Genomic DNA, 14550 nt, shown 5'->3' with positions numbered 1-14550 from the left:
AAATTCGGCTGCGGGAACCTGATCAGCGTTCGAGGATCCCCGGCCGTGGGATCACGAAACCCTTGACGGCGACATCAATTTGCGGCCAATTCTGAGCCGTTGTGACCACCTCGTAGCCTCGACGGTCGACCACCAGGGTGTCACCGGAGCGTGCGGCGCCAATGCTCGGGCTCCAGCAGAGGGGCATCCCGTGCGTGAGCACCAGTGAGCTATCCGGGAGCAGGAGCGACTCGCGGGGGGTGTAGCCGGTCACGAATCCGAGATAATCGAGCGTCCATTCGTGTCCGCGTCCGTACTTCTCGAAGATTCGCTTCGATCGGCGCGCGACTTCGCTGACGGTCTCGCCGTCGCGGGAGAAGTAGATGCAGCTCGCGTCGATCATCGCGGCCAACGAATGGCAGGCGCCGAACTTCGCGTCGACCGGCCCGAACGAGACGGTTCGGGAGACGGTGGCACAGAGTCCGAAGCGGCGGCCCGTGGCGGTGATCGTGACGCGCTTATCGATGGCCGCCGCCTTGAACGTCGGCTGGCGGAAGCGCTCGAGCCGGTCGTCCCCCGCGACCCGCATGTCCACCGGGACGACACCCTCGCGGATCAAACGGTGGGCAAGGTGGCCGGCGATATCGGCTTCGGTTTCCCCGCGGACGAAGTTCCGGCAGGTGGCCTCGACCGCCAGGGTCAGGGTCCGGCCCAGTTCGCGAAGCCGCTGCCGCTCGAGCGAGGTCAAGGGGCGTCGCAAGGCGCGAAACGGGTCGCCGTCGCGCGGCCAGGGGCGCGGGGAGTGGGCCAGATCGCAGGCGAGCCGTTTGTTGTGGCCGAGCTCGTCGATGACCCGGCTCGGGTCTTCGAACCAAGGGCGCTCCTTGAGCTGGAAGCCAAGCCCCGCCAGTTCTTCCTCGAAGACCCGGGCGCTCTGCACGTTGTCGGTCACGACCGCTCGACTGCCTCGGTTGATGTAGAGCAGGACCGTGCTCACCTCGGAGCCGAGATCTTGCCCGAGGTCGCCCCCCGAGGTGAACCAGGAGACCGAGTCGCCCCGCCCCAGAACGACCGCGTCGTGCCCCGTCGCGTCGAGGAAGGCGGCGATCCGCCGGTGCTTTTCCTCGATATCTTCCCGGCGACGTGTCAACTTGCGGTCGGCGAAATCGACGGCTGGATCGATCAAGGCTGGCAAGGTGTCGGTGGATGGGCGATCGCCCGCGGTATGGAGGACTCGATCGAACTGGTCGTTCAAGTCCAGCGGTTCCGAGATGGGCGCGTTCATCCCACCCATTGGGGTGTTGGAATCCACTACGCCGCCTCCATCTTGCGTGATCGAACGCGAAACATGGCGCTCGGCGAGCCTCCGGCTCCTACCTGAGTGCCTGCTGGGAAAGGATTCACTAATCGTTCCAAGTCGAGCAAAAAAATGCAAGGAGTTCTGGAAAACGAATTCCTTCCCCCCCCAAGGGCGATCCGCATGATCGCCCTAGTTTCTCTATTTTGAGGGCCGGCTCGTATTAGAGTTCCACACGGAGTCGAGAAAGGCAAGGATGTCGGGAAGAATCTTGCGGTTCGGCACGTGGAAACCAAAGCCGTGTGCGGCGTCATCGACCTCAATCAGGCGATGGGCGACGCCGGCTTCGTCGAGGGCGGCGGCGAGCGCCTGGGATTGTTCGAGGGGGACGAGTCGGTCGTCGCGACCGTGGATCAGGAGCATCGGCGGATCGTTGGGCGAGACGTGACGGACAGGTGTGGCCGCCTCGTACCGTCCCGGCATGGTCTCGAGGGTTCCGCCCAGCATCAGGGTGACAGGAGTTGCCGGTAAGGGGAGGGAGGTCCGGGACGCGAGCAGGTCGGCCGGACCATAGAGGTCGACGACTGCCTGGACTCGGGTCGAGGCGTCGGAACGAGCGACGGAGGCGGAGGAGAGCGCGGGGTGCCGGTCGCGGGCGTCCGGATTGACCGGGCCGTCGGGGTAGGTCCCGAGCAAGGCGGCGAGATGGCCCCCCGCCGAGACCCCCAGCGCGACGATTCGATCCGGGTCGACGCCGTAGTCAGCGGCGTGGCGGCGGATCCAGCGGACCGCCTCCCGGGTGTCTTCGAAGTTGCTGGGCCAGCTTGGTCGACCGGGGCGCGAGAGCTGGTAGTCGATGGCCACCACAACGTACCCGTGCTCGGCGAGTTGGATCGACATGAGTCTCATGTCTCGCTTGCTGCCGCCCCGCCAGCCTCCTCCGTGGATCGCGACCACGGCCGGGCATCCGCCTCGGATCGGAGGGGCGGTGGGAAGGTAGACATCGAGCCGGACCTCACGACCGGCGATGCTCCGGTAGACGATGTCGGCGTGCTCCGAAACCGTTTCCGGCAAGGTCGTTCGTTGGGCCTCGGCACGCACCAGGATCGCGGTCGCGCCGAGTAGGACCAGCCAGGCGACAGTCCGGAATAGGCCGGTGCCAAAACGAATGCTCGCGGGGAGCGGCTGGCGAGTTGTGGGCATCATGGGGGGTGATCCTTCGACGCAGTTCTCTGCGAGCATGGAATCAAGTTGGGATCAATCTCATCGTAGGCGCGAGCTCCCGCCCTGAGCAAGGAACCGGCATCATCTTGGGCAACTTGGAACTGAGCTCCGCAACGATCGCGATGGCTGGGTAAAGTCCACAGCCGTCAGACTGCTTGAGTCACGTCTTTTTTTCTAGATCTGAGCACAATCACGCTGTTGGCCTGAGGTTTGCTTGCTAATGTCGAATCGATCAGGAACGCGTTGCAAATGAGGCAGCGAGGCTTGTGAATCCGCGACTGCCGTGATCGCATCGAGCGGGGAAGGCTTGGAACGAGCTGGGCCCCGAGTTCAGGCCTTCCTTATATGGCTGGAGTTGATCCGATGTGGGATTCTTACGATAAGAACCCTCGGTTACTTTTGGTGGAGGATGCTCCTTTCCTGCGCTATGCGTTCGGGCGTTTGCTACGAATGCATGGCTTCGAGGTTATGGAAGCGACGGATGGTCGTGAAGCCTTGGACTGCGTGAGTACATTTCGACCCCAACTGGTGGTGACCGACCTGGCGATGCCCGTCATGGATGGGGTTGAGCTCATCCGCCAACTCCGCGCCAATCCGGAGACAGCCACCCTGCCTGTCGTCGCGATCACGGCCGATTCCTCCGGCCTGTCCGAACAACGAGCCCGAGCTGCGGGGGCAGACGACTTCGTCACCAAGCCGATCGACCTTCCGACACTCCTGCTTCGGTTACGCGCGATCCCGGTTTGATCGTGTCCAAGGCCGCCGAACCCCTTAGAATGACGGGCATCCTGGAGTTGCCTTTGCATTCCTGTCGGGTCCGTGGAGCCTGCCCCCAATGTCATCCGACCCCCACCCGCTCACTCTCCTTCAACAACGCGAAATCGAAGCGCGAATTGTTGGCCCCATCATCCATGCGGTACGCGACGAGCTCGGCGAGGAGAAAACCCTGGCCCTGCTTCGCCGCGTCATCTCCGAACTGGCCCGTCAGAGCGGTGCCGACCTCGCGGCGCAATTGGGCGCGGCGACTCTCGAAGCGTTCTCGGGAAGCCTCGACCGCTGGCGGGCGGGGGGAGCGCTCGAGCTGGAAATGCTCGAGCAGACCGAGGAACGGCTCTCGTTCAACGTGACACGCTGCCGCTACGCCGAAATGTACCACACCTTGGGCCTGGCCGACCTCGGCTCGAGCCTCTCCTGCCAGCGCGATTTTTCGCTCGTCGAAGGCTTCAACTCCACGATTCACCTCTCACGCACGCAAACCCTCATGGAAGGGGCGTCGTGCTGCAATTTCCGGTTTGTTGCGTCCCCAGGCTCGGAGGGCTCGGACGTTTCGAACGACCGGGAGACAACGAGCGAGCTGACGCAGGACCAGGCCCTTTGATCCTCAAGTCGGCTGGACAATTTGCCGATTAACGCGATGGTAGGGTGGGCTGACCGAACTTCGTCAGGACGACGAGCGGCCACGCTCGACAGGTCTGATTGGCCCACACAGGAAGGGGCTTTCCCATGCCGAGCGGAGCTCACGGCACCTCCAAGATGTCTTACTCCGGCACGCTTGCGATGCTGGGTCTGGCCTTGGCTTTCCCGATCGGCCTGATGATTTTCAACCCAACGCTCATGTTTGAGCGGGGTTGGGAACAGTACGTTGGAACCGCGATCTACTTTTGGGCAGTGATTGCCCTGACCCGCGAGCTGGCCAAGCTCTGGGCCAACGAGAAGGCGTTCGACGAAGTTCCCGCGCTCCTCCACACCGTCAAGGTCGCGTGCGGCTCGAGCGACGAAGCGGGAGCGACATCGACCGCGATCCCGCTCGAGGAAGCGAGGATCCTGCCAACCCGAGTGCGGCAGCTCACGACTTACCTCGAAGAGACCGGCACGCCTTCCGTCTCGCAGATGATGGAGTTGAATCGCGAGGCCTCGGCCCTCGATCAAGAGCAGTCCGCGGGTCGGTTCACGCTCACACGCTACATTCTCTATCTCTTGCCGGTGATCGGGTTCATCGGGACCGTCGAGGGCATCTCAAAGGCCTTGATGAACATCAGCAAGGTCTTGCCGATGGTCAAGGACCTCGACGGCTTCATGAACAATCTGACCGGGGTGACCTCGGCCCTTCAGATCGCATTCGACAGCACGTTGCTCGCCCTCTTCCTGAGCGCGGCCTTGATGCTCGTCCAGACCCTGGTCTTCCGCCGATCCGAAGACCTGCTCGCACGCGTCGATCGTTGGGTCGTCGAGTTCGTGCTACCACGCGTGGGAGCCGCCGAACCGCAGACCGCGGGCGGGTCGGACTCATTGGCCGCGCGGTGGAGCGAGCGGCTCGGAACCCAGATCGAACAGTTCGCCCGCTCGATCGACCACTTGCCCAATTCGATGTCTGGGTTCCAGCGCGGGGCCGAGTCGATCGGCCGGATCGGGGCCGAGCTCGAGGCCTTGGGCGCGGCCGGCGACACGCTCCGTCGGGGCGTTGCCGCCCTCGGGCGAATCGAGACCACGCTCACGGACCAGGCGGGCTCGGCCGACCAACTCGATGAGATCAAGCGCGGGATCGACCGCACCTGCGCGGCGATCGAGGCCATGTCGAACTCGTGGGCCCTCGCCTATGAGCGCTCGAGCCGGAGCACGCAAGATCAACTGGCGCGGACCTTGAACAGCCTTAAGGACGCGATCGACCTGCTGAACGTCAGCATGGAACAAGGCAACGCCCTCTATCGCAACATCGTCAAGAAGATGTTCGATTCCAGCAGTAAGGGGCTTTCTGTGAGAAGTGATGATGCCGCATAAATGAGCAAGGGTTGAGTTTTTCCAGAAGGTCGGCAGCTTCATTCTCGTGGACGTTTGAGTACTGGCAAGGAAACGGCCCTTGCGCCTGATTCGACGGATCATTCGCGAGCGGGCCGTCGGTTAGGATTAGGTTCAGGATCAGGGGCACGACACGTTCCGGGCCGCTTGAAGGAGGAGACATGCGTCGATCACGGCGAGGCGGCCATGGCGGCATGGAGTTCGGCGGTTCGGGCGAAGATTCGTTCGTCGCGGTCGTCGTCACCAAGCTCACCGGCGCACTTCTGTTCATATTACTGCTGACCATGGTGATCATGGCGCTTTTGCCCAAGGCCATTGACCTCCCCTCGTCCGAGGGGGGTGAGGATAAGGACGACCCGATTCCACTCGCCATCGCCACACCGGAAACGCTCCCCGAGGCGATCGCGGGCCGTCCCTATGTTGTCGCCCTGGCCGCGACGGGGGGCAGTGGACCGATTCGTTGGGCGATTGACGGTAAGCTTCCCGACGGCCTGACGTTTGACCCTGCCACCGCTCAGGTTCGCGGCACGCCTCGGGTCGGGACGCCGGAACCGGCTGCACTCCTGCTCCGCGCGACCGATGGGATGGATCGGACGAGCCAGGCCGCGCGGCTCGTGGTCTACGAATCCGATCGACCGCTGACAACGCCTTCGAAATGGGCGCCACACTTGCCGCCGATCCCTTGGCACGCGTGGCTCGAACAGGGGGTCGGCTTCTTGATCCTCTGGCTTGTCTATCTCGTGGGGATGAACACGCTGGCGAGCCTCCAACGCCACTCCCTCGCCGCGGAGGCCGCGGACGACCTTGAACGCAACGTCCGCCGCCGCTTTACCTCCTACCGCTGGATGGTCCGGCTGGCATCGATTGGCGCGGCGGCGACCCTCGCCGTCTGGCTGGTGCAGCAACGCGCCTGATCCCACTGGGCAGGAGCGAGATGAGGTACCTCCGCCCGTCTGAGATTCACATGTCGGTCTGACGAAGGTGATCCCCGCCTCGGTCGCGAAGCGGGGTTTGCCCGATCAATGGGGGGATCGACTGTCCTGGTCGCTCGCCTCATTTTCTGTATCGTCTGCGGGGAGAGGACGTTCGAGATTCCGCCAAGGATTCTGGGACGCATGGATCAGGGATGGCGCTACATCCATTATTCGATAGCGGCTCCCTTCTGCGCATTGGTTACAACCAGGCGTCAATCCCCTAGGAGGCAGAGATGTCCCGAATTCGCGCGTTCCTGCTCAGCATGGGTCTGGTCATTGCCGTCCTACTCGCGCAGTCCGTGAGCCAGGCTCAGGCTCCGGGTGGTGGTGGAGGTCGGGGCGCCCGAGGCGGTCCTGGTGGTGGCTTTGGTGGTCGAAATCGGATTTCGTCGCCGTTGTCTTTGGCCTCCAATAAATATGTGCAAGAAGATCTCAAATTGACCGACTCCCAGAAGGAGCAGGTCAAGGCACTCTCCGACGAGATTCAGGCACAACGCGATGCCCAGCGCAAGGCCTTCGAACAGCGCCGCGCTGGAGGAAACAATCCCGCCGCGAATGGTGTGGGCGCGAACCCGCCCAGCACCGATGCCACGAAGACGGACGCTGCCTCGACCAAAGGTCGAACCGGTCGCACACGTGGTGCTTCCACCAAGAATGGTGATGCGACTAAAAATGGCGATGCGACCAAGAATGGTGCCGTTGCGAAAAGCGCCGATCCCAACGGCGGAGCCGCTCAAGGCCCGCGTGGCGGGAACAATGGCAATGGCCCCGGAACCAACGGCGGTGGTACGGACTTTCGGGCACAGTTCCAGCGGCAGCAGGCGGATACCGACGCTGCGCTCGCCAAGATTTTGACCAAGCCCCAGCGCGAGCGGATCGTCCAGATCCAGCTGCAACAAGAAGGCCCGATGGCGGTCACCAAGCCCGAGTTGCAGACGAAGTTGAACATGAGCCCGACGCAGATCGAGCAAATCGCGATGATCGTCGAGGAGCGGGATACGGCGCGGACCGACCTGTTCAACCAGGGGCGAGAACAGATGGCGGGCTTCCAGTCCGCGGATGGAAGATTCGACTTTCGAGCCTTCCAGGCCAAGATCCAGCAGGATCCTCAATTCAAAGCCCAGATGGATAAGAGTCGTGAGGCCATGACGAAGCAGAGTGCGCAACTTCAGGATCAGACGATCGCCATGATTGGCAAGACGCTCTCCAAGAAGCAGCACCAAAACTTCCAGAAGATGCAAGGCCCCCCGTTCGATCTGGCGAAGCTGGATCGCAACTACGATCCCGTCGCCGCCGAGGCGAAAAAGAAAGAGGAGGCCGAAGCCGCCAAGGAAGCCGCCAACAGCAAGAAGGGTTCTTCCTCAAAAAAGAAGACTTCGGCCAAGTCCAAACGGAACGCCTGAGTCCAACTTGGCTCGGAGCGCAACGTCATCGACCTGGAAGCCCGACCTTCTCCGATCGGAGGTCGGGCTTCTTTGTTTGCGCCTGACTATGCAATTGCCGGAACATTCGGGCGATCCGTCAGGCTCGAGTCTGATCTTCCCCCCTTGGCTCGATCCTCGTATAACGGCGACGCGAAGGTCGCGAAGGATCGATCGGGGTTTGCGGGAGGGATACCGCTCATGCGTCAGGGAACGACAGCCGTTGCGTCTGCGCTTCTATGGAGCATGGCACTCGCCTATTCGCCTTGCTGCGCGGGCGCTGAGGGCACCACGTCGCTCCCCGACAGCCGCCTCGGGGTTCGAACGGCGCCACTGCTCTTGCTGAGTCGCCACGATGTCCAGGCCGACCTCCAACTGAGTCGTACTCAGGTGGATGACGCCGAGACGGCGATTCGTGAACTCTACGTCAAGGCAAACGGACTACGCGGCCTCAAAGGTGAGAAGGCGATCACTGAGCGTCGCGCGATCGACGAGGAGCAGCGCCTCTGGTTTGAGAACAGGCTCTCCGAAACACAACGGAAGCGGATCGTCCAGATCGACCTCCAGTGGGAAGGGCCGTCCGCGCTGATCAGCCGGCCGGCGGTGGCGGAATTCCTGGAATTGACGCCCGAGCAGTTGACCACCCTGAAGAAAGCCGTCGACGAGTCGATCCGTCGCCGAAGTCAGGATTCCAACGCGAGCCATTTCGATCGCGAATTGGCCCAGCGGACGCTCGCGACGCTGACTGACGCGCAAAAGCTGCGCTGGAAGGCGATGCTGGGCCAACCGTTCCAACCTCAACTCGCTCACGCCGATGGAAAAACGACGAAGTAACCACCCCAGGCTCACGCCAATCCTGCGCAAGGATCTCGGATCGATAACCTCGCCGAGCCCCCTCATCAAATCACGGCCGATTCGCGGTAATGGTGGGCCGTGCCCACCCTATGGGAATCGTCGTCCCACGACTTCGCCGAAGTTGAGGAGAACGAGTTTGGCGAAGCTCGACCAGGGATCAATCAGGTCAGGGGGGCGGGATCGTTGGTGAGTTGATCAAACTCCGGGTTACCTCGGAGTTTGTCGAAATCACGTTCGCCCGGAACGAGCGAGCGGAGCTCGGGCCCGAGTTTGAGAGCCACGGTCAGCTCGTCGAGCGCTTTGGCCGTATTGCCGGCCAGGCTCCAGTAGCACGCCAGGTTATAGTGGAGGAGCGGTTGAGGCGTCTTGGCATTGTGCCGAGCGGCTCGCTCCAGGGAGTCGATCGCCTGGGCGAGACGTTGGGTGCGTTTGTAGCACCAGCCGAGTGCGATGGCGACGCCGATATCGGCCGGCCGCAGGGCCGCGGCCACTTCGAGCGGTTTGAGGGCTTCGCGATAACGCTCGAGGGAGCGGAGGGCCTCGCCGCTCAAGAAACTGGCCTCGAACTGCATCGTCGCCCAGTCCGCCCGGCGTTCGAGAATTTCAATGGCTTTGCGAGGCAGATTGAGCATCAAGTAGCCCTCTGCCTCGTCGAGTTGCCGTTTAATTGGGTCGCGGATGATCCGGCTCATCGCCCCGCCGTCTCCCCTCAAGCCAGAAACGTCCAACCCGATCCCTTCACTCCCTCGAAGGTCGACGAGCCTACCTAGATAACCGTTGCGATAGTTTAACCGATCATAGAGGGGTAAGGAAGAGACTGGTCGTCTCTTCCTTCGAGCCGTCGACGGTCGCGCGGGTCGGTCAAAGGCGACGATTGGCGCCGAGGTCGCCGCCATTCTGGGAGTGGGTGAGGAGTCGTTCGCGGCAGTCACCTTCCAAGGCGCTGAGTTCGTGCTCCTTGCCGACGAGATCAGGGATCTCGAGGCCTTCGGCCGAGCGGCGCACCAGGGCCTCGGCGCGGAGTTCGATTCCGTCGCGATTCTTGAGTTGAGTCAACCACCGTTCCGGGATTGCGTCGACCCCGTAGTGGGCACCGAGCAGCGCCCCCAGGATTGCGCCCGTGGTGTCGGCATCGCCCCCGAGGTTGATCACCTCGACGATCGCTTCCTCGAAGCTATCGGTGGTCAGCAAGAGGTAGAGGCAGGTCGGGATACAGGCGGGGGGGAAGCCCATCGTCGCCCGTTTGCAGGTTGGCTCGGCACCGTGCTTGTTGGCTTCTTCGACGAGGGCGGCCAAGGCGCGATCACGGGGCAGATCCAGGAGCGACTCGGCATGGGCGATCGACCGGGACATGCTTCGAGGATGGTTGGCGAGCGAGGTCACGACATCGCCGTGGAGGGCGGCGATCTTGTCCTCGCTGCGAGCAACGTCGGCGGCCACCCAGAGCAGCAACGAGGGATTTCGCGGCTCACCGTTGGCCATCCGGCGGACGGCGTGAGCGACCGCCATGGCGCCGGCGAGGCTACGGATATCGCGGTGGGTGATCAGGCTGGCCGCCATGATCGAGTCGAACATCTCTTCGGAATCGTCGTTGCCGAAATAGATCCCGAGTGGCGCGATCCGCATCGCCGCGCCGATGCCGGCCGAGGCTTGCCCCGTCTGACGAGGGGACACGCCACGCTCCAACTCGCTGAGCACTTGCCGGAAGCTCCGACCGACCCCGCGATGGGCGCCGACGTACGATCCCTTGGGCGTCGCGAGCCGAAGATAGAGCTCGGCCAGCGGATCGGCCTCGATTCGGTTCCGCTCGATCAGGACGTCACAGAGCGCCAGCGCCTGCTGGGTGTCGTCTGAGTACAAACCGGGCATTCGCCAGCGGTAGGGCTTCTTCTTCCAGGCTCGAGCGCCGTCGACATAGTCAACAACCACGCCGTAATGGGCGCGAATTTGTTGGGCGCTAAGACCTTCCAGCGGAGCCCCCAGGGCATCACCGATGGCCAACCCGAGCAGACATCCCCGGGCACGGTCGAGCGGGGGCAATTGGGGCATCGAAACAAGCTCCTTCGGATCTCGGGCCGATTGGCAAAATGCCCTGCCGGACCCCTTCTCGTCGGGACGCAACGAACTGTAACCACGTGGTCGAACCACGCCAACGGAATTTTACTCGAGGGCGGGCCATCGGGGCATTTGCGACGCCGGCATGGCAACACGGACGCGAGTCCCACGCTCTACTTACGAAGCATCGGGGCCCCGTCGGTTTTTTTTCCCGCCCCGCACGTTTTTCCCCCGCCAGGTCGCAAGCATCGTGCGGCTCCCTCTCATACTCTCGCGAACTTTGATGGTCAGATGAATAGGATAAGCGGCGTGACTATCCCGCGGATCCGCGGCCCGTCGCGCCGCTGGTCTGTTCAGGAATTCAGTCTGAACCGTCCCAACGGGGCCTTCCTCGGAGGATACTATCGGCGCTCTCGGGCCGCCGAGAGCAACCCCGGTCAGTGCGAATCCGATTCCTCATCAGGTCACTCGTCGCGCAACCGAGCGCAACGGCGTGATGCTTGAAACCGGGTCAAGTTGGCCCTGCTGAACTTACCGAAGACGCCTTGAAGAACCAGGCTGAAAATCAGCCGGTTCGCAGGGTTGTCGGCCGGAGAGGGTAGACAGGACATTAAACGCCGAATCCAGGAAAAATGCCACTCTTTCGCCCCAAATTTGTCAGCGAGCCTGCTCCCATCCATCAGCGACCGATACGAGCAATCGTCCGGCTGGGCGGGAGCCCGCGCCAGCAGGAAGCTCCCGACGAGGAGGGAAATTGGCAGCCGCGCGGAACCTAGAGCGAAGGCCAACTTTTTTCAGGTGGTTCGGGCGATCTGCGGCTCAAACAGAGATTGGGTTCGGACGATCGCGCATTCGGCGGGGAAGGTGTGGAACGACTGGATCGACAGGCCTTTGACTTGAGCTTCGATGTGGAGATGAGTGAGTGGGGCGGGGGCCATCCGATCGACGGGACGGAAGCTGTGGAAGAGCGGGCCGCGGCGGGCGTCGAGCGTGATTTCTTCGCAAAGATGCGTGAAGACCTCGGGGTCGACCCGCTCGACCTCAAAGCAGGTCTGGTAAACCAGGCCGGCCCCGGGATGGAGCGAAGCGGACCGCTCGTGGCGAACGGGCGAGTGAAAGAGCAAGCCGGGTTCGGGAAGACTCGTCTCGGGGCCCGCGAGCACCTCGGCCACTCGGACCTCCCCCGAGCGGAAGATCACCGAATGCCCCCCCTCAATGATCCGAATGTCGGCCTCCCAGAAGTTTTGCGTGATCCTGCGATGAGCCCGGACCGCGAACCAGTCGGGATGGATCGCTTTGCCGAAGACCTGGAACGCCAGGTCGGCGACCCGAGAACGCCCGAAACTCACCCCCATGCCCGTCACTCCTTCCGACGCCAGACCGATCCCCAAAAAAAGGGGGTCTCGCACGACACAGAGATCTTCAAACTCATTCTATATCGCGGTTTCTTCCCCCGCAAATCACGCCGGCACAACTTCTACGAACGCTCCATCCGGCAGGTTCTCCCCCCGCGTAGGCTGCCTTGACCGCGGATCCGAAGGCTCGTACACTCCTCCCCGACTGGACCGGGCCCAAGGAGAACACCTGTCAACTCTCCTTGAGGATTCTCGGCCTTGAACCCGGTCGTTCGGGCGGTGAGAGTTGCCCGGCGGAGTCGTGCGATGGAACGCTCAGTCCCGCTCCCGTTACCGGTACGTGCCTGGTCCGCCTGGAGGGACCGAGGACCGCGCTACGCCTGGCACAAACTCCTCAGACGGACGCTTGGCCGCTGGCCGGACTGGAAGCGTCGTCTGCTCTATGCCGACCCTCGCGAATACTGGACCCTGCGCGGCGGCCTGGATTATTTTCGCGAACAGGAAGACCATCCGACCCGGACCGAGCGTTCGGAATGGATCGCCGGGCGGGTCGCGGAGTATCGCCCCCGCTCGATCCTTGAGATCGGTTGCGGCTACGGCAAACAGTTGGGTGCGATCCGCCGACGTCTGGACGTGCCGATGGTCGGTCTCGACTTCAGCCCGACTCAACTGGGGCAAGCTCGCGTCTACCTTGACGGGCTCGACCGGATTGACCTGGTCCTGGGCACCGGGGCGTTGCTGCCGTTTGCCGACCACTCGTTCGACCTGGTTCTGACCTCGGCCGTCATCCTCCATAATCCGCCGCCGATCGCCGAGCAAATCCGCCGTGAGGTGATCCGGGTCTCGCGCCGCTTCGCCGCGCACAACGAGGATACCGACTTCAGCTACAATCGTTACGGCTACGATACGGCCGCCTGGTACCGCGCCGCCGGTATCCCGCTTGCCGAGTGCGGGCCGATCCCAGCCGAGCTCGATTCCGCTCCGACGCAATTCTGTGTGGCCGAGCCATGGCGACGATAACCACGACGCTCCCGATGGATTCGGGGCAGGCCGTCGCGGAACGGCGGAGGAACGTCCGCGATAGCTTCGTCGTCACCGTCGGCGGCCAGCTCGACCGGGTCCTCGGCACGCTCACGGCCCTGGCTCTGCGTTGGGGTCTGGACCCCGCGCTCCTGGGAGTCTACACCGGGCTCCGCCTCTACCTCGACCAGACGAACCGCTCCAGCTTGGGAATCAGCCTGGGCGCCGTGCAAGAGATTCCCATCCTCCGCGCCGCCGGCGAAGAGGTCGAGGCCCAGCGCGTGGCCGACGTGGCCTACACGACGAACACGCTGACCTGCGCGGTCTACATCGCGGCCCTCCTGCTCTGGGCCTGGGTGCGTGCACCGCTGCTGGCCAGCGATCCCCTGGCACGCGAATGGACCTGGGGCCTGGTGGTGGTGGCCGGCCTGGCGGTCCTCAAGCGTTACGAGAGCTTTCTCGTGGCGGTGCTTCGCGCCCACCGCGAGTTCAGTCTGACCACGGAGCTCGACATCGTCGAGTCGCTCGTCTCGGCCGTTGCGGTCTCGGCCGGACTCTGGCTCGCCGGGTTCTGGGGCCTTCTGACGGGCGTTGGTGCGCTCATCGCTTTCAAGATCCTCTACCTGCACGCACGGCATCCGCTCCGGTTCCGGTGGGACTGGCATTGGCCGACCGCCAAACGCCTGATGCGTGTCGGCTTGCCGATTCTGGCCAACACCGCGGTCTTCGGTGCCGTCCTGAGCATCGATCGGGTGCTGATCCTCTGGAGGGTCCCTGATGGTGCGCGGGCCGTGGGGCTCTACACGATCGCGATCATGGGGACGAGCTGGAGTCTCGACCTCGCGGGTCGGATCGTGCTCGTGATGTACACGGCGTTTCAGACCACCTTGGGACGTACCCGAGACCCGCGCGAAGTTGCCTTGCAAGCGATGCGGGCGACCGAGGCACAAGCCCCTTTGCTCGCGGCCGGCAGCGCGGTGGCCTATCTGGTCGGCCCTGCGTTTCTGGGGACCGTGATCCCACGCTACGCCGACGGCCTTCCGGCGTTGCGGCCCCTCTTGCTCGGGACCTTCATGCTGGGACTCGCCTGGCCCGCCCGGCAAGCCTTGATCACTTTGGACCGTCCGGTCCGCCTGTTCCTGGCGACCCTGCTTGGTCTGGCCCTGACCGCGATTGCGGGGACTCTGGGGGCGGATCGCGCCGGGATCGTCGGCGTGGCCTGGGGCATGACGTTCGGTTACTCGACGGTCTCGCTACTCACGAGCGCCACGGCGCAAGTGCCCGCGCTCGGCTGGCGTGTCTGGTCCGACCATCAAGGGCGACTCGTTCGGACCCTGGCCTGGTATACGGCGGGGGCGCTACTCGCGGCCCATCTGAGTGTCAGCTCCCTCCCCGCCTGGTCCCGGTTGCCGGCGCGTTGCCTCTTCCTTTCCGCCTGGATCTTGCCGGCACTCTGGTTGTGGGGACATCGGCACGGATGGGGAGGCATGACCCTTCGCCATCCGAAACCGTTGGGCTGAAACCAAACGAGACCGCGACGATCGCGTCGTCGGCGGACATCCGGACATTGAGGG

The 14550-nt window shown here is 63.5% G+C and carries 13 protein-coding genes; 8 read left to right on the top strand and 5 right to left on the bottom strand.

Features of this window, described 5'->3' with window-relative positions; translation table 11 throughout:
* Nucleotides 1–22 precede the first annotated feature (22 nt).
* Together BUS42_RS35090 and BUS42_RS35085 are read right to left on the bottom strand one after the other, a co-directional pair.
* Nucleotides 23–1291 (bottom strand): M24 family metallopeptidase, encoded by a 1269-nt coding sequence (locus tag BUS42_RS35090; protein ID WP_074314954.1) that lies wholly within the window; start codon nucleotides 1289–1291, stop codon nucleotides 23–25.
* Nucleotides 1292–1477: 186 nt separating this feature from the next.
* Nucleotides 1478–2482 carry an alpha/beta hydrolase gene (locus tag BUS42_RS35085; protein WP_074314952.1) on the bottom strand — a complete coding sequence of 335 codons (1005 nt, stop codon included), beginning with the start codon at nucleotides 2480–2482 and terminating at the stop codon, nucleotides 1478–1480.
* Between the two features lie 381 nt (nucleotides 2483–2863).
* Here BUS42_RS35085 and BUS42_RS35080 point away from each other — a divergent pair, with 381 nt between their 5' ends.
* From BUS42_RS35080 to BUS42_RS35055, 6 genes are all read left to right on the top strand, one after another.
* The gene (locus BUS42_RS35080; RefSeq protein ID WP_074314950.1) at nucleotides 2864–3247 is read left to right on the top strand and encodes a response regulator; all 384 of its coding nucleotides are present in this window, start codon (nucleotides 2864–2866) and stop codon (nucleotides 3245–3247) included.
* Nucleotides 3248–3335: 88 nt separating this feature from the next.
* Nucleotides 3336–3878 (top strand): L-2-amino-thiazoline-4-carboxylic acid hydrolase, encoded by a 543-nt coding sequence (locus tag BUS42_RS35075; RefSeq protein WP_074314948.1) that lies wholly within the window; start codon nucleotides 3336–3338, stop codon nucleotides 3876–3878.
* Nucleotides 3879–4003: 125 nt separating this feature from the next.
* Complete coding sequence (locus BUS42_RS35070; RefSeq protein ID WP_074314945.1) at nucleotides 4004–5278, top strand: MotA/TolQ/ExbB proton channel family protein; 1275 nt, start codon at nucleotides 4004–4006, stop codon at nucleotides 5276–5278.
* Nucleotides 5279–5457: 179 nt separating this feature from the next.
* Nucleotides 5458–6210, top strand: a complete 753-nt coding sequence (locus tag BUS42_RS35065; protein ID WP_074314942.1) for an Ig domain-containing protein — start codon at nucleotides 5458–5460, stop codon at nucleotides 6208–6210.
* A gap of 293 nt (nucleotides 6211–6503) precedes the next feature.
* A complete protein-coding gene (locus BUS42_RS35060) occupies nucleotides 6504–7673 on the top strand; it encodes a Spy/CpxP family protein refolding chaperone (RefSeq protein ID WP_074314939.1) in 1170 nt (389 codons plus the stop codon).
* A gap of 219 nt (nucleotides 7674–7892) precedes the next feature.
* Nucleotides 7893–8525, top strand: a complete 633-nt coding sequence (locus BUS42_RS35055; RefSeq protein ID WP_074314937.1) for a hypothetical protein — start codon at nucleotides 7893–7895, stop codon at nucleotides 8523–8525.
* Nucleotides 8526–8707: 182 nt separating this feature from the next.
* Here BUS42_RS35055 and BUS42_RS35050 read toward each other — a convergent pair whose 3' ends face one another.
* The 3 genes from BUS42_RS35050 to BUS42_RS35040 form a co-directional block, all read right to left on the bottom strand.
* Nucleotides 8708–9238 (bottom strand): TPR end-of-group domain-containing protein, encoded by a 531-nt coding sequence (locus BUS42_RS35050; protein WP_074314934.1) that lies wholly within the window; start codon nucleotides 9236–9238, stop codon nucleotides 8708–8710.
* A gap of 169 nt (nucleotides 9239–9407) precedes the next feature.
* Nucleotides 9408–10595 (bottom strand): ADP-ribosylglycohydrolase family protein, encoded by a 1188-nt coding sequence (locus BUS42_RS35045; RefSeq protein WP_074314932.1) that lies wholly within the window; start codon nucleotides 10593–10595, stop codon nucleotides 9408–9410.
* A gap of 800 nt (nucleotides 10596–11395) precedes the next feature.
* Nucleotides 11396–11956, bottom strand: a complete 561-nt coding sequence (locus tag BUS42_RS35040) for a DUF2617 family protein (protein ID WP_074314929.1) — start codon at nucleotides 11954–11956, stop codon at nucleotides 11396–11398.
* Between the two features lie 306 nt (nucleotides 11957–12262).
* On the opposite strand from BUS42_RS35040, the gene BUS42_RS35035 reads away from it, so the two are divergent.
* A complete protein-coding gene (locus tag BUS42_RS35035) occupies nucleotides 12263–12976 on the top strand; it encodes a class I SAM-dependent methyltransferase (protein WP_074314927.1) in 714 nt (237 codons plus the stop codon).
* On the top strand, nucleotides 12964–14496 hold the full coding sequence (locus BUS42_RS35030) for a lipopolysaccharide biosynthesis protein (protein WP_254053991.1): 1533 nt from the start codon (nucleotides 12964–12966) through the stop codon (nucleotides 14494–14496). Before BUS42_RS35035 ends, BUS42_RS35030 begins: the two co-directional genes overlap by 13 nt.
* Nucleotides 14497–14550: the final 54 nt, after the last annotated feature.

This window comes from Singulisphaera sp. GP187 (assembly GCF_900129635.1).
In the GTDB taxonomy this organism is placed as follows: Bacteria; Planctomycetota; Planctomycetia; order Isosphaerales; family Isosphaeraceae; genus Singulisphaera.
The sequence above is the reverse complement of the archived record's forward strand: the minus strand, read 5'-3'. Positions and strand labels throughout refer to the sequence as shown.

Excerpts from the sequence above, each read along its gene's own strand:
- BUS42_RS35075 (WP_074314948.1), top strand. The coding sequence starts at position 3,336 with ATGTCATCCGACCCCCACCCGCTCACTCTCCTTCAACAACGCGAAATC.
- BUS42_RS35030 (WP_254053991.1), top strand. The coding sequence starts at position 12,964 with ATGGCGACGATAACCACGACGCTCCCGATGGATTCGGGGCAGGCCGTC.
- BUS42_RS35050 (WP_074314934.1), bottom strand. The coding sequence starts at position 9,238 with ATGAGCCGGATCATCCGCGACCCAATTAAACGGCAACTCGACGAGGCA.
- BUS42_RS35070 (WP_074314945.1), top strand. The coding sequence starts at position 4,004 with ATGCCGAGCGGAGCTCACGGCACCTCCAAGATGTCTTACTCCGGCACG.
- BUS42_RS35065 (WP_074314942.1), top strand. The coding sequence starts at position 5,458 with ATGCGTCGATCACGGCGAGGCGGCCATGGCGGCATGGAGTTCGGCGGT.
- BUS42_RS35035 (WP_074314927.1), top strand. The coding sequence starts at position 12,263 with ATGGAACGCTCAGTCCCGCTCCCGTTACCGGTACGTGCCTGGTCCGCC.
- BUS42_RS35045 (WP_074314932.1), bottom strand. The coding sequence starts at position 10,595 with ATGCCCCAATTGCCCCCGCTCGACCGTGCCCGGGGATGTCTGCTCGGG.
- BUS42_RS35040 (WP_074314929.1), bottom strand. The coding sequence starts at position 11,956 with ATGGGGGTGAGTTTCGGGCGTTCTCGGGTCGCCGACCTGGCGTTCCAG.
- BUS42_RS35080 (WP_074314950.1), top strand. The coding sequence starts at position 2,864 with ATGTGGGATTCTTACGATAAGAACCCTCGGTTACTTTTGGTGGAGGAT.
- BUS42_RS35085 (WP_074314952.1), bottom strand. The coding sequence starts at position 2,482 with ATGATGCCCACAACTCGCCAGCCGCTCCCCGCGAGCATTCGTTTTGGC.
- BUS42_RS35060 (WP_074314939.1), top strand. The coding sequence starts at position 6,504 with ATGTCCCGAATTCGCGCGTTCCTGCTCAGCATGGGTCTGGTCATTGCC.
- BUS42_RS35055 (WP_074314937.1), top strand. The coding sequence starts at position 7,893 with ATGCGTCAGGGAACGACAGCCGTTGCGTCTGCGCTTCTATGGAGCATG.